The following is a 19039-nucleotide window of genomic DNA, read 5'->3' on the forward strand; positions in this document are numbered from 1 at the left end:
TATTCGAATGAACGGTGGGCATTAACCATGCAGAAGACTTCCAATTGTTCCGTTGCCAGTCCAACTCATCATCAGCTGCTTATATACACAAAAAAACAGCCGATCTGGTATACGAACCCAGAACGGCTGCTTGTTGGTCAATTATTACAATGATAGGTTGCGAATACGCTCTACCGCTTTTTCTGTATTCTCACGGCTTCCGAAAGCTGTAAGACGGAAGTAGCCTTGGCCGCTTTGACCGAAGCCTACACCAGGAGTACCTACGATGTTCGCTTCAGACAGAAGCTTATCGAAGAATGCCCATGAATCAAGGCCATTGGGTGTCTTGAGCCAGATATAAGGAGCATTAACGCCGCCGAATACTTCCAGACCAAGGGAAGCCAGACCATCACGAATGATCTTAGCATTCGTCATGTAGTAGTCAACAAGAGCTGCAATCTGCTCTTTGCCCTCAGGTGAGTAAATAGCTGCAGCGCCGCGCTGCGTTACATAGGATACACCGTTGAACTTCGTTGTGTGACGACGGTTCCACAAATCATTCACCAATACGATATTTCCGTTAGCATCAAGACCTTTCAGCTCACGAGGAACGACCGTATAAGCACAACGAACGCCAGTGAAGCCGGCTGTCTTGGAGAAGCTGCGGAACTCGATCGCTACTTCTTTGGCACCTTCGATTTCATAAATGCTATGCGGAACATCCTCTTCTTGGATGAAAGCTTCATAAGCTGAATCGTACAGAATGATGCAGTTATTTTCTTTTGCGTAGTCGACCCATTTCTTAAGCTCAGCCTTAGACAGCGTCATACCTGTCGGGTTGTTCGGGTAGCACAAGTAAATGATATCTACTTTGCGGTCAGGAAGGCTAGGCGTGAAGTTGTTCTCCGCTGTGCACTCCAGATAAGCGATATTCTCATAACGATTCGTCTCTTTATTGAACTTGCCAGAACGACCAGCCATAACATTCGTGTCCACATATACAGGGTATACTGGATCTTGGACTGCAACGATGCTGTCTTGGCTGAAGATTTCTTGAATGTTGCCGACATCACACTTGGAGCCGTCACTTACGAACACTTCGTTCGATTGAATGTCGATACCGCGCGCTTTGTAGTCATTCTCAATGATGGCTTGAATGAGAAAATCATAGCCCTGCTCTGGGCCGTAGCCGCGGAATGAGCCAGGAACAGCAAGCTCGTCCACTGCAGCGTGCATAGCCTTCGTTACAGCATCCGGCAAACCGCGTGTTACGTCGCCGATTCCGAGGCTGATAATTTCTGCATTCGGATTTTCTTGAACGAACTTCGTACGACGTTTGGCAATTTCACTAAATAAATAGCTGCCTTGCAGCTCCAAATAATTGTGGTTAATATTGGTCATGTTCAGTCACCTGTCCTTAATATAGATATTCACGTGATACGCAAAGCTCATTGCACTGCCATTACAATACGATTTAGCTATAGAATAGCTTACTTTTGCATTCGACATAATGAACGATCTGGTGAAATGTTTGCATTTTTGCGCATCATCGCGTTCATCTTAACGAAGGCGAAGCGAATTCAGCACATGCTCCATATCTGCAGGAATTGGCACCTCGAACTGCATATATTCCCCGCTGCGTGGATGCTTGAAGCCGATAACGGCAGCATGCAGAGCCTGTCCTTTCAAGGCAACCGTCTTATTGCGTCCATAGATCGGATCTCCAGCAAGAGGATGCCCGATGTATTTCATATGAACACGGATCTGATGGGTACGACCTGTTTCGAGCTGAAGCTCTACGACTGTATAATCCCCTAATCGCTCTGTTACTACAAAATGAGTAACCGCATGTCTGCTATTGTGCTCTGTTACAGTGAACAGCTTACGATCATTGAGATCACGTCCCAGCGGAGCATCAATTGTTCCTTGATCATGCGGCAGGTTGCCGTGGACTAAGGCAATATATTTGCGAGTTACCGTATGCTCCTTCAACTGCTGGGCCAAGGAAACATGTGCAAGATCATTCTTCGCAATCATGAGGAGTCCTGTCGTGTCCTTGTCGATTCGGTGTACAATGCCTGGACGAACCATCCCGTTAATGCCAGACAAATCCTTGCAATGGTACATCAAAGCGTTAACCACTGTACCTGACGGATGTCCTGGCGCAGGATGAACAACTAAACCACGAGGCTTGTTAATGACAATAACATCACTGTCTTCATACACGATATCAAGCGGAATATTCTCTGGGACGATAGCTGCATCCTCAGGCTCGGGCACTTGAATCTTTACTTGATCATTCGCAGAAACTTTATAATTGGACTTCACAACCTTACCATTCACTTCCACGGCAGCTGCTTTGATCCATTCCTGTACCTGTGTGCGTGATATGGCTGGGTCATTCACGCACTCTGTTACATATTTATCAATCCGTTCTCCGGACTGTTCCTCTTCTACGACAAATTCCATCAGTTCTTCATTTTCATTAAATAGGCTGTTGCTCATGCTCGTTTTGATCCTTGTCCTCTCTGTTGCTCAACCTTTTTTTGTCTTCCTTAGCTGCAAGCAGCGTATCGATCAGAATCAATACGACACCGACACAAATACCGGAGTCTGCCACATTGAATATGGGGAATGTGTAGCTGCCGAAATTGAACATTAGGAAATCGACTACTTCACCATAAAGCGCACGATCCAAGAAGTTCCCTACTGCTCCGCCGAGTACAAGTCCTAAGCCCACAAGCAGCCATGGCTTGCTCGTCTTACGGGAGACTTGTATGTACCAGATAATTGCCGCTACAATGACTATCGTTACGATGATAAAAAACAGTCTTTGCTCCTGCAAAATGCCGAAGGCGGCGCCGCGGTTCCGATGCGAGGTAATAATGAAGAAATTTCCAATAACGCTAATTTGTTCACCTAGTTCAAGCTGAGTCGCGATTATTTTCTTCGTTATATAATCTACAACAAATACGATAACTGCAATCCAATAATAATAAAAACGCATCGTATCCCTCCTAGTTTGTCCCAAGCTATTGTAGCATAACGGGCTGTTACTCAGCCAGTCGGATTGCGAGTGATGTTTCCAGTGAAGTCCTTCATGAAAAATACGACAGAAGCTAACACTAACTCCCAAGGTGAACGGCATAGCCGTACTATAGTGAATAAGGAAGGTGCTTACTCCATGACGATTGCCACGACTGCACAGCTCATACAGTTCCGCAGCCGATTAGAAGCAGATAGACAAGATATCGAGCACAGGCTGCAGGGCAATGATCATAATGGTCTTGTCGCCTCATTGAAGGATAATACCGGCGAGCTCTCCCCTATCGACAATCATCCAGCAGATCTCGGAACCGAAATGTTCGAGAGAGCGAAGGATATTGCTCTTATTGAGCAAGAGGAGCTGCATCTGGCTCGAATAACAGCAGCCCTGAATGCCATAGATGATGGCTCCTACGGAACCTGCCGTACATGCGGCAATGATATTCCATTAGAACGACTTGAAGCTGTTCCAGACACCTTGTACTGTGTTCAGCATGCGCCGCGCCAGCAAGTATCTGACCGTCGCCCTATTGAAGAGGAGATGCTTCATCAGCCCTTCGGAAGAAGCAGTATGGATGAGCATGATTCTTACAATGGATTCGATGGAGAGGATGCTTGGCAGATTGTCGAGCAATGGGGCAACGCTGATTCACCTGCCATGTCTGAGAATCGCGAGGTAACCGATTATAATCACGTAGGCATTGAATCAGACGAGAATGACGGTTTCGTAGAGGCTCTGGAAAGCTTTGTTGCTACTGATATTACGGGAAGACATGTCTCGGTTATACGCAACAGGCAGTATAAAGAGTATATGGAGCATGGTGAAGGCGACAGTGAATTGGAATCCGATTTGTAGAAAAAGAAAAGGCGGCGCACAATGCGTCGCCTTAATATGTTTTGCCTTCTAGCTGGATTTGAACAATCCGAACAATGTCTGCTATGTAATCTCCAATAATGGGCAAGTTGAGTGCACCAAGAATTTGCAGCACGTACAGAATCGTAGCTGCGAAGAATGTGAACCCGATAGCGATTCCGACTCCCCTTGCGGTTCCTGCCACAATGTTGCGCCAGATCAGCTTGAATGGATGATTCAGCAAATCTACATAGTCAGCAATCTGTGTGCGTTCCATGTCTTCAGCTACCTTGATCAGGCGAAGGTTCAGCTTGCTCAGCGAGGTCTCGATACTATCCTCGTGGACAGGAGTCCTATTCTTCTTTTTTTCATTGTCTTGATCAGATCCTATTCGCTTCATACAGCAGCCTCCTTAGTATAATGGAGCAAGCAGGTAACTACAGCTTGCCAGCATTTACTTGCCTGCTAAGGAAAAAACGAGGCCTTGCTAGAAGGCACTCGTTTCCTTGTACATGTTCCTTATACTATATCCCTATAAGTAGCTTCTGTATGCCTAACCGCGAATAAGAATACCGATTTCTTTTTCACCCAATTGCACTCTTTCCATTCCGTCTGCCGATTCAAACCGGGCGCTGTTGAGCAGCACATTGTCTTGAAGGACGCTCTGGAATGCAGATAATGCAGCTTGTAGAGAAGCATCTACGTCAAGCACGAGATCAATTCGTTTCTCAATTGGCAGATCAAGCTTTTTGCGCATATCTTGTACCGCACGAATAACTTCACGTACCCAGCCCTCTTGCTCAAGCTCAGGTGTAATATCTGTGTTGAGCGCAACCGTGACACCATTGCCTGAAGCTGAAGCAAAGCCTGACTTCGCTTGCTTCTCCACCAGCAGCTCCTCGATTGCAATGGCAATTGCTTCACCTTCTGAATCCGTGAAGGCTACGCTTCCTCCAGCAATGGCTTCACGTGTCTGCTCTGGCGTGAGGCTCTTCAGATAGCCTTGAATTGGACCGACATTCTTGCCGTATTTCTTCCCTGCAACCTTGAGGTTCAGCTTAAAGGTGAAATCGACGAACCCGCTGTCGCTATTCTGAACGACAATGGATTTGACATTAATCTCGTCCTTCACAATGTCCTCATAGCCTGCAACGTCAAATTCGCGGTCCAGCGATACGATAAGCTCAGATAATGGTTGACGCGTCTTGATAGATGTCTCGTTACGCACATTGCGTGCAAGCTCGACAATCTGCTTCGCGCTCTCCATATCACACTCCAGCGTCTCGTCAATAGCCGACTCATCAACTGTCGGATAATCCGCCAGATGAACGCTGCCCTCTCCACCCAGATTGCCGTATACATCTTCAGCCAGAAGCGGTGCATAAGGAGCAATCACTCGGGACAGGGTCAGCAATACATGACGCAGGGTTTGATAAGCTGCTACTTTATCCTCCGTTAAGCCGCTTCCCCAGAAACGGTCACGCGAGCGACGAATGTACCAATTGCTCAGCTCATCAACGAATGTCTCAATCGACTTGGCTGGGTTCAGGAAGTCATTCACTTCAAGACCTTTGATTACCGTCTTGATGAGGCTGTTCAGACGGGAGAGAATCCAGCGGTCCAGCTTGTTAGCCGAAGGCTTCTCTTCATGCTTCGAATAATCGAACCCATCAATCGATGCATAGAGCGCGAAGAAGGCGTGTGTGTTCACAATTGTATCGATAACCTTCGATTTCGCTTCGCCTACGATGCCGCGGGAGAACCGTTTGCTGTTCCAAGGCGCACTGTCTGCCAGCAGAGCCCAGCGGAAAGCATCCGTACCATACTCATTAATAATTTCCCAAGGATCGATAACATTTCCTTTTGACTTGGACATCTTCTGTCCGTTCTCATCCAGAATATGTCCTGTTGAGATAACAGCTTTGTAAGGCGCTTTGCCGTTATAGAGCGTCGATACAGCCAGCAGACTGTAGAACCAGCCTCTCGTCTGGTCAATCCCTTCACAGATCATATCAGCCGGATACTGATCAGCGAACTGCTCCTCATTCTCGAACGGATAATGCTGCTGTGCAAAAGGCATGGAGCCGCTGTCGAACCAGACGTCGATCACTTCCGACGTACGTATCATGACCGCACCTTCTTGGAACGGTGATTTCAGCTTGATCGCATCCACATAAGGCTTATGCAGCTCAATATCCGCAGGCACCTCATCTACTGCCATAGCGCGAAGATCGGCAATGCTGCTAGGCGCATATTCCTTCCCTGTTGCTTCGCATACCCATACATTAAGCGGAGTTCCCCAATAGCGATTACGGCTAATGTTCCAATCGACGAGATTCTCAAGGAACTTGCCGAAGCGTCCCTCACGAATATGGCCAGGATACCAGTCTACCGTGTTATTGTTAGCGATCAATTGGTCCTTCACCTTCGTTGTTTCGATGAACCAGCTCTCAGTCGCATAATAGAGCAGCGGGGATTTGCAGCGCCAGCAGAATGGGTAGCTGTGCTCGTAGCGCTCTTTGGAATAGAGCAGACCGCGTTCACTTAACATTTTCACGATGTCGACATCGCAGTCCTTCACGAAACGGCCTGCCAAGTCTGTTACTTCATCGATATAGCGGCCTGCAGTGTTCACGACGCTTAGCATGCTAACGCCATTCTGGCGGGCAACCTTGTAGTCATCCTCACCATGAGCAGGAGCGATATGAACGATACCTGTACCGCTCGTATCACTGACGAAGTCACCTGCAATGACAAAATGTCCATTCTCAATCGATACATAGCTGAATGGTGGCTCGTAGCGCAGTCCAACCAGCTCGGCACCCTTCACGGTTGACAGAATTTCATAATTTTCCTTCAGTACACTCTCTGCCAGATTACTCGCAACGATGTACACTTCACCGTCCTTGGAAGCACGGATGTAATCAAGCTCAGGATTAACAGCAAGTGCTGTGTTCGCCGGCAGTGTCCAAGGAGTTGTCGTCCAAGCGAGCACATACTCTCCTGTGCCTTCCAGCTTGAACTTCGCCGTAGCACTCAGATCCTTCACATCCTCGTACCCTTGAGCAACCTCATGCGAGCTGAGTGTCGTCTGACAGCATGGGCAATATGGGCTTACCCGATGTCCACGGTAGAGCAGACCTTTGCTGTGAATCGTGGACAGCACATGCCAGACACTCTCGATATATTCATTCTTGAGTGTGATATAAGGATTGTCGAGGTCTGTCCAGTAAGCGATAGCCTCTGTCAGCTCACGCCATTGCTTCTCGTAGACGAAGACACTGTCTTTACATTTCTTAATGAATTCCTCGATACCGTAATTCTCAATTTCTTGCTTGCCCGATATACCAAGCTGCTTCTCAACGCCCAGCTCAACTGGCAGACCATGCGTATCCCAGCCTGCTTTACGCACCACCCGGTAGCCTGTCATCGTCTTGTAACGACCAATGAAGTCTTTAATAACCCGGCCAAGCACATGTCCAATATGCGGTGCGCCATTAGCGGTAGGAGGCCCTTCATAGAATACAAAGTTAGGCTTGCCTACACGATTCTCAATCGATTTCTTGAAGGTATCGTTCTCTTCCCATTGTTTCAGTACCCGCATCTCACGAGCTCTTGCTTTTTCTTTGACATCTACGCGTTGCATAGCTACATACCTCCTGGAATATCCATGTTCTACAAAAAAAACCTCTTACATACAGACAGAAAAGCCCCGTCCCTGTAGAAGGGACGAGGCATGCTCGCGTTACCACCCTTGTTCCGAAGTATACTGGTCAAGCCCAGATACGTACGGCACTTTGGCGCGAATCATCGATTCGCGGTCCCTGTAACGGGGGACAAACCGTCAGCACCTAGTGACCATAAGCAATAAGAATGAAAGCTCTTATGCTTGTAAGGGTTCAGCGCTGCTTCTCGGAGATGATATTCGGTCTCGGTTCGAACGCCGGCTTGCACCAATCGCGCGGCTCTCTGAAGGACAAACTTGGAAACGTACTTGTTCTCGTCAATGAAGTTTCACTCATTATTAATACATTTACTATTATTTATAGCTCATAGCTGCTGCCTTGTCAAATGACAAATGCCCATCAACCCCGTTGCAGCTGCTCTGTGGAATACGAAGATGTCGTATTCGATGATGCCTGTTGCGAGCCTCCGTCAAGTGTATCCCATCCATCTTGGCTGAGCAGCTCAAGCTGTGCTTCAACTAGCGTACGGAATCGTGCACGGTAGACCGAAGCTTGCTTCTTAAGCTCCTCGACCTCTAATGACACTTTGCGTGATTTGGAGAGCGACTCATTAATAATACGGTCGGCATTCTTCTCCGACTCCTTAATAATGAGCTGCGCTTCCTTCTTCGCGTTGTTTCTCACTTCATCTGCAGCTTCCTGAGCGACAATAATGGTCTTGCTCAAGGTCTCTTCAATATTAGAGAAATGATTCAGCTTCTCTTGCATGTTGAGGATTTGATTCTGAAGCTCTTTATTCTCACGGATGATCGATTCATAATCCTTGATGACCTGGTCGAGGAATTCATTCACCTCATCCTCATCATATCCGCGCAATCTTCGTCCAAACTCTTTGTTATGTATGTCCAATGGCGTCAATGGCATTGGTGCACCTCCTCAACGTAATAGCCGGGTTCACGGCTGCAATCGGAAATATTCGTTGTGCAAAGGATTCGACAACTGCTCCCAAAATCCTGCAAACGGTTAAATAAATTTACCAACCTTTACACGAATTCTTCCCTTTTTTGTCACACCATCGACTTCTTGCACCTTAAACCGACCAAGTCCTTGGATAGATACCACGTCTCCCGCCTTTAATTGCGTGGAAGGATCCTCTTCTGTCTTCCAATTGACACGGCATCTTCCCGCTCGTATGGGATCTACAATCTTGGTGCGGCTAATCCGATGGACATCACTTGCTATCCCGTCAAGACGCATCGATGCGACTGTGAAGGCCATCTCTTGCAGCTCAGGCACTACGGCCTGAAGGGCCGACAACGGTACAATATCCGTCAGAACATTGACACGATGGACTTGTCTGAGATGTACGTTCAAGTAATCAGCAATCTCATCCGCAATGAGGATGTGACTGAATGTATCATGTACATGAATATCACCGATACGGTCACGTTTGATCCCTAGGCCTAGCAGAGCGCCCAAATAATCACCATGATCGAGCTCGAGCTGCGTTCCTCCACCGCCATTCACGGCTAGTACAGAAATGCCGGCCGGCTCATCATCCAAGTATCGGTATTCAGGACCAATAATCGCTCTGCAGCGTTCAGCTCCTGTATATCCCCCGTCAAGACGCAGCTGTACATCCCCGCTCCGGTTAACGAGCATAGTTACAATCTGGGCTTGTCTCGGGTCCAAAAAATCGGTCCGCTTCAGCTCATGAAGCTGTGCGGACCGCTCTACCCATTCCCATGCCCGATCGACGAATGGCTTCTCATCGGGCTGGAAATGTTCATATATGACTGGTTTCATGTACAGCCCTTCCCTTTAGAACAAGTTAATCAAAAACTCAAGCACAGCAATCAGACCGAATGCGATGAAACGCAAAGCGAAGATAGCAACGATCGGCGAAATATCGAGCATGCCTCCGATTGGTGGAATGAATCTCCGGAATATACCGAGGTATGGCTCTACAAGCTTACCTAGCCATACACCGATGAAGCTCTCACGTGCATTAGGCAACCAAGACAGCAGCACATAACCAATAATCATAAAGCTGTAAATATTTTGCAATCCCATTACAAGTGTGTAGACGTTAGTAAACAACTCAAGGTCACCTCATTTTAGTATAATCATTATCGTCTGCCAGCATTTCCGTAATGGCACCTTGAATTTCTACCGAGTCCGGTGTGCACAGAAAAATGTTCGGTCCGAGCTTCGAAATACTTCCGTTTAGAGCGTATACTGTGCCACTCAGGAAATCAACGATACGGATAGCCAGATCATTGCGTACGCGCTGTAAATTAACGATTACTGCACGGCGAGAGCGCAGATGATCTGCGATATCTTGAGCTTCATCATACGAACGGGGCTCACTTAACACGACGCGAACATTTTTCTGTGAATGAATGCTGACAATGTTATTACTATTACTCTTCGTACTCTTACGTGGCTCGAATGGAGAAGTTTCAGTATCTTGTTCCTCTACTTGCGCAACTTTCTCACGTTCTACCACTTCTTCTTCCTCTTGAAGCCCTAGAAAATTCATGAATCTGTTCATCACACTCATTGCTCATCCCTCTTTTCCCACTAGTATGGTTCCAAGTCTGATCCAAGTTGCCCCCTCTTCAATCGCTACCTCAAAGTCTCCCGACATTCCCATTGACAGCTCAGTTATTGGTTTCTCAAGCGGTGAACGTGCATTAAGCTCGTCCCTAAGCTCTCTAAGTGCCCGGAATACCGGTCTAGTCTGCTCAGCTTCAGCCTCGTGAGGCGCCATCGTCATCAGCCCTATGAGCTCCAGTGATGAGAGGGATCTTAATTCCGTAATGAATGCATGCAGCTGCTCCGGCTCAACGCCATGCTTGGAATCCTCTCCAGACACATTCACTTGAATGAAGCACGGAACCTTGATTCCTAGCTGAGCCGCCCGCTTGTCAATCGCCTGAGCCAAGGACAGCCGATCCAGTGAATGAATGTATGTAAATTTCCCTATGACGTCCTTAACCTTATTCGTTTGGAGTGAACCGATAAAATGCCACACGGCTTGTCCTGCCTCGCGATCAGCGTCGGCGCTTGGCCCGCTAATCGCTTCCCACTTCGCCTGCGCATCCTGCCACCGATTCTCGCCAAGGTGATTCAGGCCAAGCTTATGAGCTTCTACAGCTGTGTCCAAAGAGACATATTTCGTCACGGCAATGACGCCTACTTCTTCACGGCTTCGCCCGCTGCGCTGGCAAGTCTCCGTAATGCGCCGCTCTACTTCTTCTATTCTGTCTTGTAAGGTAAGTATCAATTGCTTCACCTCTCCCGAATGCCGATCCAGCTGGCCATCCGGCCGGTCATACCGCCTTCCATGCGATGAGAAAAGAAAGATTCTCTGCTGCAGCCAGTGCACCAACCTGTTAATTCGATATGAATCGGCAAAATTCCTGCTTTTATCATAATGTGTCGGTTAAATTGTTTTAAGTTTACCATAGCTTTACCGTTTTCCGCCATTCTCATCAGCGCATCTGTAGAAACTTCATGATCCTGCAGCAGGCTTTGCTGAAGCTCCTGCAGCTTATTAATGACGATACCGTCTACTTCATAGCAGCAATCGCCAATCGATGGACCGATAGCTCCGAGCAGCGCCTCCGGCCTCGTACCGAACTTGGCAGTCATCGCTTGTACGGTTTGAACGGCTATCTCGAGCACCGTGCCTTTCCAGCCTGCATGCGCAAGCGCTATCGCCTCATGCTCCGGGTCATAGAAATACAGAGGAACACAGTCCGCATAAAAGGACGCAAGCAATATACCTGGCACATCCGTTATTAGCGCATCTGAATCGGCAATTGCCGTTTCACGTGATGCTCTTCCTCTACCGCGATCAGCCTCGGTTACGTGATAGACGGCATTACCATGTACTTGCTCAGCGGAAGTCCATGCTTCAAACGGCCAATCAATCGCTTCCGTCACGAGCTCCCGATTCCTAATGACATCCGCCTCTCTGTCCCCTACGTGGAGACCAACATTCAATGAAGACCATGGTGCTGCGCTTACTCCGCCGCTTCTTCCAGTGAAGCCAGCGGTCAGCCGCTCTTCCTCATTCTGATTCTTTTCTTTATCTTTATCCATCCATGAAGACAACAAAAAAAGCGAAGGTCCCTTCGCCGATTGTACCGCTTTGAACGATTCCATATGGGCATCACCTCTTTAAGCAGTTTACTCTGTTATGAGCGGGTGTGCAAATCATCTTCCTCAGGCCGTGCCTTCGTTTCATCCATACGAACCAACACGACGTCTGTCCCGATTTTCACAATATTGCGCCATGGAATAACGACCTCTGTACCACCGCCTCCGAACATCCCCAGAAACCTTGTATATTGCGGAATGACGATGGAATCAATGCGGCCCTGCCGCAAATCAAGCTCAAGATCACTAACCTGTCCGAGCTTCTTCCCGTCAACGATATTAATAACATCCTTCGTTTGAAAATCAGAAATTTTCATTCCCAGTCACCACTTTTCCAGCGGGATTATCGGTTCACTTGCCCTCTTCTACTATCTATATGTAACAATAGCCCAAAATGTACATGACTTGCGAAAACAATACAAAAAAGCTCTCTATACCTTCATAGAGAGCCTCGGAATTGTATTGGATATCGCTCGCTTTACGTGAAGATAAGCCTACTCCTCTACATGAGGAAGCTCGTATTCAACGGTCTGAACGGTGTCATTCATGAATTCCTCGTCATACGTTGCGATCTGCAGAATCACTTTATTGTCTTGAATACGGATGTTACGAATATCTTGATTCATCTCTACCTGGATGAATGGATAGCGCTCATCTTCTGCAAGATCATATACTTCCACTTTTGTATGAGACGTAATAGTGCCATAGGTGTTGCCCGTTAGCAGAAGCAGATGATCTTCGTCGAGCCAGAGTATCTGCTTAGCTGATTCATCATATTGCAGTTCATCCTCGGAGATCAGCAGGCTTTTCCCCCTCCCAGGCTCATACAACCATACCTCACCAACCAATTCAAATTCAAAGGGGGATATAAAAGCCAGCTTCGATCCGCTAGGAGCAATAATCGGCTGAGAAGGGTATTCTTCATCACCGCTAATGACTTCGTCCTGCTTGCCTTCTGTGTACCAAATAGTTGGCTGGCCTTCATCCGAGTAAATGATGTTGTCGCCTAGTACGAGTGCTGAAGAATGCTCGGCAGCAGATACAGGCTGGGCCTGATCGCTGCTTCCACCCATCACTTGAATTAAGGTTAAACAGCTAATAAGTATGGATGCCAGTTTTGTGAGCAGCATACATTCACATCCTCTCTGCATGCAAGTCATGCCAGATCACTTGGTTAGGGTTTAGTACGACTTAACATACAATTAACCAACAATCCACCCTGCTGAATCAGCCTGCTGTTCATACTCTTGCCTTAGCCAACCTCTACCCGGTAAGAAAAAAACGGTGCCTTGCGGCACCGCTTACGTCTTAACATGCTTCTGCATCTGTTGAATAGCTGATTTCTCCAGCCTGGATACCTGTGCTTGTGAAATGCCGATTTCGTCGGCAACCTCCATCTGCGTCTTCCCTTCGAAGAAGCGCATCGATAGAATCATTTTCTCACGATCATTAAGCTTATGCATCGCTTCTCTAAGGGCAATTTCCTCGATCCACGATACATCTTTATTCTTATCATCACTTATTTGATCCATCACATAGATGGGGTCTCCACCGTCATGATAGATCGGCTCGAATAGGGATACCGGGTCTTGAATGGCATCGAGTGCGAATACAACATCCTCCTTCGGTACATTCAGAGCCTCGGAGATTTCGAATATCGTTGGCTCGCGTGAATTCTGGTTCGTTAAGCTATCCCTTACCTGCAGCGCTTTATAAGCGATGTCACGCAAGCTTCGTGATACACGAATGGGATTGTTGTCACGTAAGTAACGGCGTATTTCTCCGATTATCATCGGTACGGCATAGGTGGAGAATTTAACATTTTGACTAAGGTCGAAATTATCTATCGCCTTCATAAGTCCGATGCAGCCGACTTGGAATAAATCGTCCACAAATTCTCCCCTATTGTTAAACCGCTGAATGACGCTAAGCACAAGCCTCAAATTGCCGTTTACTAATTTCTCTCTTGCTGCCAATTCGTTGCGGGTTTGCAGAGCTTTGAACAATTCCCGCATTTCGGTATTGGTTAGGACAGGCAGTTTAGCGGTATCCACTCCAACGATCTCGACTTTATTTCGGGTCAACGTGATTACCTCCCAAGGAGAAACATTAATGTACATTATCTCCTTGGACCCCATTTTTATTCCTCTCCAAGACAACGTTGAGGCAGCTCCGCGCTGTGCCTGTGTTTAGACCATTTTGTTGAATTCCTTACGTAAACGCTTTATAATGCGCTTCTCCAAACGCGAAATATAGGATTGAGATATACCAAGCAGATCGGCTACATCCTTCTGAGTTTTCTCTTCTCCATCCGCAAGTCCGAAGCGCAGCTCCATAATAATCCTCTCGCGTTCCGATAGCTTGTCGAGCGCTTTGTGCAGCAGCTTGCGATCAACCTGCTCCTCGATATTGCGATAGATTGTATCATTCTCTGTCCCAAGCACATCCGAGAGCAGCAGCTCATTTCCATCCCAATCAATGTTGAGCGGCTCGTCAAAAGATACTTCTGTCCGTGTCTTGCTATTTCGGCGCAGATACATCAATATTTCATTCTCAATACAACGTGAAGCATAAGTTGCTAGCTTAATTTTTTTCTCAGGGTCGAAGGTGTTGACTGCTTTAATTAGGCCAATAGCTCCAATCGATACAAGATCCTCAATATGAATGCCTGTATTCTCGAATTTCCTAGCAATATAGACGACAAGACGCAGATTGCGCTCAATCAGCATCGCCCGGATCGCCGTATCGCCTGAAGGCAGCTTATCGAGTAAGTACTCTTCCTCTTCACGGGTCAAGGGAGGCGGGAGTGCTTCACTTCCTCCAATATAATAAATCTGTTCGCTTTTTAGTCCGAATAAAAATAAAACCCGATAATAATATAACTGCAGGACCAATTTCCACTTGACGAGCATCATCCAGCCCATCCCTCCCCAAATTAGTATACGCGCTATTTCCTGTTATTGGTGGTTCTGAACGAGAGACGGATGGATAATTGCTTGATAAGCATTATCTGTCGCAAGTTTGCCGCCGTCCAACCCAACAAGCACCTTTCGGGAAACATACACTTGCCCTTCCCGCTCGATCTGAACACAATCGGGCTTGAGCGCCAGCATAAACTGTGAGCCGCGATTAATCCCCCTATAGGGTACAAGACGCAGCCGATCCTGCCAGATAAACGTGTCATCCCCAATTCCTGCAACAAGACGATCAACCTGTGCTTCTCGTATGCTTTGCAGCCATGATGCCGGCAGATCATCCTGCCATACAGAAGCTTCAACGACCATTACGGGTGTTCGAGTGAGCGGGTCATAGAGCTGATTGCCTGTATCGATTAGTCCAATACAGGAGCGCTCCTGGTCGCCAATCTGAATAAGTACATGCGCTAGATGAGTTTGAACCAGCTCCCTTTCACGCCGTTGCGTTAGCACAGTACGGTACACATATAGACCGATGCTAAATGCGGCTAATAAGTAGATTAGTCCCATTTTCAGCTCAACCTGTATACCGCCGTTAATGAACGTGATCGTTCGCCACATCTTCCCCGAGCCTTGCATAAGCAAATAGTAAATGCCTATAATAGCTCCTGCTGCTACAAAGTTAATCGTATAGAACGCCGCTGTATTCCGCAGAAAATGCTGAAGAGATGCATATCCGAAGGCCACCCATAGCATGATGAGAGAGATCAGCACCTTCACCAACAGCGTAAATAAAATAGATAACGGCGGGAACAGCATTAATACGACATAACAAGCCCCAATAGCAGAAGCTGCGAGTACACGGAACGGCTTGGCTCTAATATTGCGTACCCATGCTGTCGTTAGTAATATACTTCCATCAACCAGCAGCTCTCTCAGAAACATAACATCGACATATACAGCCACGGCAACACCTTCCTGCGGGTTCGGTCGTCAGGCCGGCAACCGACACCCGGAGAGAACGATTGACACTAGTATATTAAAATCCTATTTCAAAGTCTGTCTAATCATGACGGGATGACATATCTTTTTTTGTCGAGTTCAAGAATAAAAAACGGCAAGGAACTGGGGGGGACAAACTGTTGCTTAGGATGGTTGATAGTGTGGTAGCATTCCAAGCTATTGTTTCGATCTTCATAATATGGTAGGATTCCAATAATTACATATATGGTTGTGAAGCACACACCGCTCACCTGGGATTGGAATTCCGGGTGATGCGGTGTTTTTTATTTATTTTGGAGGAGTGAGGGATAATGACATTTAAAATGATTTACGAGAAATGGTTAGCAAGTCATTTGAGCCAGCGGACAGGAGAAAATAAAAGACGGCTACTAGAAGGTCATAGCCATGCTGAAAAGCTGTTTTTGGAAAACGTATGGTATCCTGCTTTTCAGCAATTCGAGCATCTGCATCCTGAATATGAGGTGTTTGACTTCCGTGATGGCACTCGGTTCCTAGACTTTGCATATCTTCGCTATCCGCTCCGACTAGCCATCGAGATTGACGGCTATCGCTCTCATGCTGCTGGAGTGTCCCGCTGGCAGTTTTCCGACTCACTAACAAGACAGAATCATCTTGTATTAGATGGATGGACGATCTTACGTTTCTCTTATGATGATGTGAAAGAAAAGCCAAATACCTGCATTCAAATGCTTCAACAGTTTCTAGGTAGCAGACTAACTCAACAAGGAACAGAATCTAGTGCCGTAGATATTTTGGAGACGGAAGTAATCCGACTGGCACTGCGCCTCGGAAGACCTCTCAAGCCCATTGATGTGAGAAACTATTTGCAGATTGGAAGAGGCCGCGCTGTCAAAATTCTTCATGCGATGGCAGCTTCTAAACGGTTACTGCCCTATAGTAAAGGTGAACAACGCATTTACTGTTACATCATTAATCGTGAGAAGCTTAATGAACGGAGTTTGTAAAAAGATATGGTGACTATCTAAGGTCGTTTTTGAGCTTAGGTGGACATTCTCGGGCATAGACTAGCTTGTCTCAGTTCATCTAAGGTCGTTTTCGAGCTTGTTTGGGCGTTTCGAGCTCTCATGCCAGCATCTAAGGTCGTTTTCGAGTTTAGATGGGCGTTCTCGGGCATAGACTAGCTAGTTTCAGTTCATCTAAGGTCGTTTTCGAGCTTAGATGGGCGTTCTCGGGCATAGACTAGCTTGTTTCAGTTCATCTAAGGTCGTTTTCGAGCTTGTTGATGCGTTTCGAGCTCTCATGCCAGCATCTAAGGTCGTTTTTGAGCTCAGGTGGACATTCTTGGGCATAGACTAGCTAGTTTCAGTTCATCTAAGGTCGTTTTCGAGCTTGTTGATGCGTTTCGAGCTCTCATGCCAGCATCTAAGGTCGTTTTTGAGCTTGTTGATGCGTTTGGAGCTGTCATGCCAGCGTCTAAGGTCGTTTTCGAGCTTAGATGGGCGTTCTCGGGCATAGACTAGCTAGTTTCAGTTCATCTAAGGTCGTTTTCGAGCTTGTTGATGGGTTTGGAGCTCTCATGCCAGCATCTAAGGTCGTTTTTGAGCTTAGGTGGACATTCTCGGGCATAGACTAGCTTGTCTCAGTTCATCTAAGGTCGTTTTCGAGCTTGTTGATGCGTTTGGAGCTGTCATGCCAGCATCTAAGGTCGTTTTCGAGCTTAGATGGGCGTTCTCGGGCATAGACTAGCTAGTTTCAGTTCATCTAAGGTCGTTTTCGAGCTTGTTGATGCGTTTGGAGCTCTCATGCCAGCATCTAAGGTCGTTTTTGAGCTTACTTAGGCGTTCTCGGGCATAGACTAGCTAGTTTCAGTTCATCTAAGGTCGTTTTCGAGCTTGTTGATGCGTTTCGAGCTCTCATGCCAGCATCTAAGGTCGTTTTTGAGCTCAGGTGGACGTTCTCGGGCATAGACTAGCTAGTTTCAGTTCATCTAAGGTCGTTTTCGAGCTTGTTGATGCGTTTCGAGCTCTCATGCCAGCATCTAAGGTCGTTTTTGAGCTTAGATGGGCGTTCTCGGGCATAGACTAGCTTGTCTCAGTTCATCTAAGGTCGTTTTCGAGCTTGTTTGGGCGTTTCGAGCTGTCATGCCAGCATCTTAGGTCGTTTTTGAGCTTGTTGATGCGTTTCGAGCTCTCATGCCAGCATCTTCTGATTATGCATTAAACAAAAAAACCGCTTAATCGGATAACCGATTAAGCGGAAATGCATGATTTAGCGTTCGTTACGAGGACGGTTCCTCAGGAAAGCTGGGATTTCGAGCTGATCGCTCGAAGTATTGCCGAAAGGCTTCACATTAGGAGCCGTTGACGGTGTTGCAGCTGTCGATGTAGGACGAGCTTCCGGCTCAGCTTGAGGCTGAGGTGCACGTCTTACGGCTGCGGATGGCTTGTGCTCAAAGCCAGTTGCTATAACTGTTACTTTGATCTCATCCTTAAGGTCTTCATCGATAATAGCTCCGAAGATCATATTCACTTCCGGATCGGAAGCCGAGATTACGATCTCTGCTGCTTCGTTCACTTCATACAAGGACAGGTTGCTGCCACCAGTAATATTCATAATGACACCACGAGCGCCATCTATAGAAGTCTCTAGCAATGGACTCATAATCGCTTTCTTAGCTGCTTCTGCTGCACGGTTCTCACCGGTTGCAATACCGATACCCATCAGTGCAGATCCGCGCTCAGTCATAATCGTCTTCACGTCAGCGAAGTCAAGGTTGATCAGACCAGGTACTTGAATCAAATCGGAAATACCTTGTACAGCCTGACGAAGAACATTATCTGCCTCACGGAATGCTTCCAGCATTGGCGTCTTCTTATCTACAATTTCAAGCAAACGATCATTAGGAATGACGATGAGCGTATCTACTTTTTCTTTCAACGCTTCGATACCCAGCTCAGCTTGAGCTGCACGCTTGCGTCCTTCGAATGTGAATGGACGTGTAACAACACCTACTGTAAGAGCGCCGCACTCACGTGCAATCTCAGCGATAACAGGAGCTGCACCAGTACCTGTACCGCCGCCCATTCCAGCAGTTACGAATACCATGTCTGAGCCCTTAAGCTGGTTCATAACGAGCTCACGGGATTCCTCAGCCGCTTTCTTACCAACATCAGGATTAGCACCTGCACCTAGTCCACGAGTCAGCTTGTCGCCGATTTGAAGCTTATGCTCTGATTTCGCCAAATGAAGCGCCTGAGCATCTGTGTTTACTGTAATGAAATCGACGCCTTTGACGCCATTCTCGATCATACGGTTAACAGCGTTGCTGCCGCCTCCGCCTACACCTATTACTTTTATTTGAGCAAGCTGCTCCAGATCCATATCGAATTCCAACATCTTTCATATCCCCC

19 protein-coding genes and 1 other annotated feature are annotated in these 19039 nt (G+C 47.1%); of the genes, 2 read left to right on the top strand and 17 right to left on the bottom strand.

Going from position 1 to position 19039, the window contains the following annotated elements; translation table 11 throughout:
* Window positions 1-144: 144 nt before the first annotated feature.
* From AC6ESP_RS16020 to lspA, 3 genes are all read right to left on the bottom strand, one after another.
* Complete coding sequence (locus tag AC6ESP_RS16020; RefSeq protein WP_497097728.1) at window positions 145-1380, bottom strand: LL-diaminopimelate aminotransferase; 1236 nt, start codon at window positions 1378-1380, stop codon at window positions 145-147.
* Between the two features lie 159 nt (window positions 1381-1539).
* A complete protein-coding gene (locus AC6ESP_RS16025) occupies window positions 1540-2448 on the bottom strand; it encodes an RluA family pseudouridine synthase (RefSeq protein WP_497097842.1) in 909 nt (302 codons plus the stop codon).
* A 16-nt stretch (window positions 2449-2464) separates the two neighbouring features.
* Window positions 2465-2986 (bottom strand): signal peptidase II, encoded by a 522-nt coding sequence (lspA, locus tag AC6ESP_RS16030; protein WP_497097729.1) that lies wholly within the window; start codon window positions 2984-2986, stop codon window positions 2465-2467.
* A 177-nt stretch (window positions 2987-3163) separates the two neighbouring features.
* On the opposite strand from lspA, the gene AC6ESP_RS16035 reads away from it, so the two are divergent.
* Window positions 3164-3880 (top strand): TraR/DksA C4-type zinc finger protein, encoded by a 717-nt coding sequence (locus AC6ESP_RS16035; protein ID WP_497097843.1) that lies wholly within the window; start codon window positions 3164-3166, stop codon window positions 3878-3880.
* Between the two features lie 31 nt (window positions 3881-3911).
* Here AC6ESP_RS16035 and AC6ESP_RS16040 read toward each other — a convergent pair whose 3' ends face one another.
* The 13 genes from AC6ESP_RS16040 to spoIIGA form a co-directional block, all read right to left on the bottom strand.
* Window positions 3912-4277, bottom strand: coding sequence for a DUF5665 domain-containing protein (locus AC6ESP_RS16040; RefSeq protein ID WP_497097730.1), 366 nt, complete (start codon window positions 4275-4277; stop codon window positions 3912-3914).
* A gap of 153 nt (window positions 4278-4430) precedes the next feature.
* Window positions 4431-7523 (bottom strand): isoleucine--tRNA ligase, encoded by a 3093-nt coding sequence (gene ileS / locus AC6ESP_RS16045; RefSeq protein WP_497097731.1) that lies wholly within the window; start codon window positions 7521-7523, stop codon window positions 4431-4433.
* 76 nt (window positions 7524-7599) lie between these two features.
* Window positions 7600-7893: a binding site (T-box leader), on the bottom strand.
* Between the two features lie 69 nt (window positions 7894-7962).
* Window positions 7963-8487: a DivIVA domain-containing protein gene (locus AC6ESP_RS16050; protein WP_497097732.1), complete on the bottom strand. Its 525-nt coding sequence runs from the start codon at window positions 8485-8487 to the stop codon at window positions 7963-7965.
* Window positions 8488-8586: 99 nt separating this feature from the next.
* Window positions 8587-9369: a YlmH family RNA-binding protein gene (locus AC6ESP_RS16055; protein WP_497097733.1), complete on the bottom strand. Its 783-nt coding sequence runs from the start codon at window positions 9367-9369 to the stop codon at window positions 8587-8589.
* A 15-nt stretch (window positions 9370-9384) separates the two neighbouring features.
* Window positions 9385-9663 (bottom strand): YggT family protein, encoded by a 279-nt coding sequence (locus tag AC6ESP_RS16060; RefSeq protein WP_497097734.1) that lies wholly within the window; start codon window positions 9661-9663, stop codon window positions 9385-9387.
* Window positions 9664-9670: 7 nt separating this feature from the next.
* Window positions 9671-10126, bottom strand: coding sequence for a cell division protein SepF (locus AC6ESP_RS16065; protein WP_497097735.1), 456 nt, complete (start codon window positions 10124-10126; stop codon window positions 9671-9673).
* 3 nt (window positions 10127-10129) lie between these two features.
* On the bottom strand, window positions 10130-10852 hold the full coding sequence (locus AC6ESP_RS16070) for a YggS family pyridoxal phosphate-dependent enzyme (protein WP_497097844.1): 723 nt from the start codon (window positions 10850-10852) through the stop codon (window positions 10130-10132).
* 5 nt (window positions 10853-10857) lie between these two features.
* Entirely contained in the window at window positions 10858-11736 is an 879-nt protein-coding gene (gene pgeF / locus AC6ESP_RS16075; protein WP_497097736.1) for a peptidoglycan editing factor PgeF, read from the bottom strand.
* A gap of 32 nt (window positions 11737-11768) precedes the next feature.
* Window positions 11769-12047 (bottom strand): PRC-barrel domain-containing protein, encoded by a 279-nt coding sequence (locus tag AC6ESP_RS16080; RefSeq protein WP_497097737.1) that lies wholly within the window; start codon window positions 12045-12047, stop codon window positions 11769-11771.
* A gap of 177 nt (window positions 12048-12224) precedes the next feature.
* Window positions 12225-12860 (bottom strand): DUF4652 domain-containing protein, encoded by a 636-nt coding sequence (locus AC6ESP_RS16085; protein WP_497097738.1) that lies wholly within the window; start codon window positions 12858-12860, stop codon window positions 12225-12227.
* A 171-nt stretch (window positions 12861-13031) separates the two neighbouring features.
* On the bottom strand, window positions 13032-13814 hold the full coding sequence (gene sigG, locus AC6ESP_RS16090; protein ID WP_497097739.1) for an RNA polymerase sporulation sigma factor SigG: 783 nt from the start codon (window positions 13812-13814) through the stop codon (window positions 13032-13034).
* A 105-nt stretch (window positions 13815-13919) separates the two neighbouring features.
* Window positions 13920-14642: an RNA polymerase sporulation sigma factor SigE gene (sigE, locus tag AC6ESP_RS16095; protein ID WP_497097845.1), complete on the bottom strand. Its 723-nt coding sequence runs from the start codon at window positions 14640-14642 to the stop codon at window positions 13920-13922.
* A gap of 45 nt (window positions 14643-14687) precedes the next feature.
* Window positions 14688-15611, bottom strand: coding sequence for a sigma-E processing peptidase SpoIIGA (spoIIGA, locus tag AC6ESP_RS16100; protein WP_497097740.1), 924 nt, complete (start codon window positions 15609-15611; stop codon window positions 14688-14690).
* A gap of 347 nt (window positions 15612-15958) precedes the next feature.
* Between spoIIGA and AC6ESP_RS16105 the strand changes: the two genes are divergently transcribed.
* The gene (locus AC6ESP_RS16105) at window positions 15959-16633 is read left to right on the top strand and encodes a DUF559 domain-containing protein (RefSeq protein ID WP_497097741.1); all 675 of its coding nucleotides are present in this window, start codon (window positions 15959-15961) and stop codon (window positions 16631-16633) included.
* A 1264-nt stretch (window positions 16634-17897) separates the two neighbouring features.
* Here AC6ESP_RS16105 and ftsZ read toward each other — a convergent pair.
* Window positions 17898-19025, bottom strand: a complete 1128-nt coding sequence (gene ftsZ, locus AC6ESP_RS16110) for a cell division protein FtsZ (protein ID WP_497097742.1) — start codon at window positions 19023-19025, stop codon at window positions 17898-17900.
* Between the last annotated feature and the right edge of the window lie 14 nt (window positions 19026-19039).

The sequence above is a fragment of the Paenibacillus xinjiangensis genome (assembly GCF_059686975.1).

Bases quoted from the DNA above. Each gene is read 5' to 3' on its own strand.
- AC6ESP_RS16020 (WP_497097728.1), bottom strand. From the start codon at position 1,380: ATGACCAATATTAACCACAATTATTTGGAGCTGCAAGGCAGCTATTTA.
- AC6ESP_RS16025 (WP_497097842.1), bottom strand. From the start codon at position 2,448: ATGGAATTTGTCGTAGAAGAGGAACAGTCCGGAGAACGGATTGATAAA.
- lspA (WP_497097729.1), bottom strand. From the start codon at position 2,986: ATGCGTTTTTATTATTATTGGATTGCAGTTATCGTATTTGTTGTAGAT.
- AC6ESP_RS16035 (WP_497097843.1), top strand. From the start codon at position 3,164: ATGACGATTGCCACGACTGCACAGCTCATACAGTTCCGCAGCCGATTA.
- AC6ESP_RS16040 (WP_497097730.1), bottom strand. From the start codon at position 4,277: ATGAAGCGAATAGGATCTGATCAAGACAATGAAAAAAAGAAGAATAGG.
- ileS (WP_497097731.1), bottom strand. From the start codon at position 7,523: ATGCAACGCGTAGATGTCAAAGAAAAAGCAAGAGCTCGTGAGATGCGG.
- AC6ESP_RS16050 (WP_497097732.1), bottom strand. From the start codon at position 8,487: ATGCCATTGACGCCATTGGACATACATAACAAAGAGTTTGGACGAAGA.
- AC6ESP_RS16055 (WP_497097733.1), bottom strand. From the start codon at position 9,369: ATGAAACCAGTCATATATGAACATTTCCAGCCCGATGAGAAGCCATTC.
- AC6ESP_RS16065 (WP_497097735.1), bottom strand. From the start codon at position 10,126: ATGAGTGTGATGAACAGATTCATGAATTTTCTAGGGCTTCAAGAGGAA.
- pgeF (WP_497097736.1), bottom strand. From the start codon at position 11,736: ATGGAATCGTTCAAAGCGGTACAATCGGCGAAGGGACCTTCGCTTTTT.
- AC6ESP_RS16080 (WP_497097737.1), bottom strand. From the start codon at position 12,047: ATGAAAATTTCTGATTTTCAAACGAAGGATGTTATTAATATCGTTGAC.
- AC6ESP_RS16085 (WP_497097738.1), bottom strand. From the start codon at position 12,860: ATGCTGCTCACAAAACTGGCATCCATACTTATTAGCTGTTTAACCTTA.
- sigE (WP_497097845.1), bottom strand. From the start codon at position 14,642: ATGCTCGTCAAGTGGAAATTGGTCCTGCAGTTATATTATTATCGGGTT.
- AC6ESP_RS16105 (WP_497097741.1), top strand. From the start codon at position 15,959: ATGACATTTAAAATGATTTACGAGAAATGGTTAGCAAGTCATTTGAGC.
- ftsZ (WP_497097742.1), bottom strand. From the start codon at position 19,025: ATGTTGGAATTCGATATGGATCTGGAGCAGCTTGCTCAAATAAAAGTA.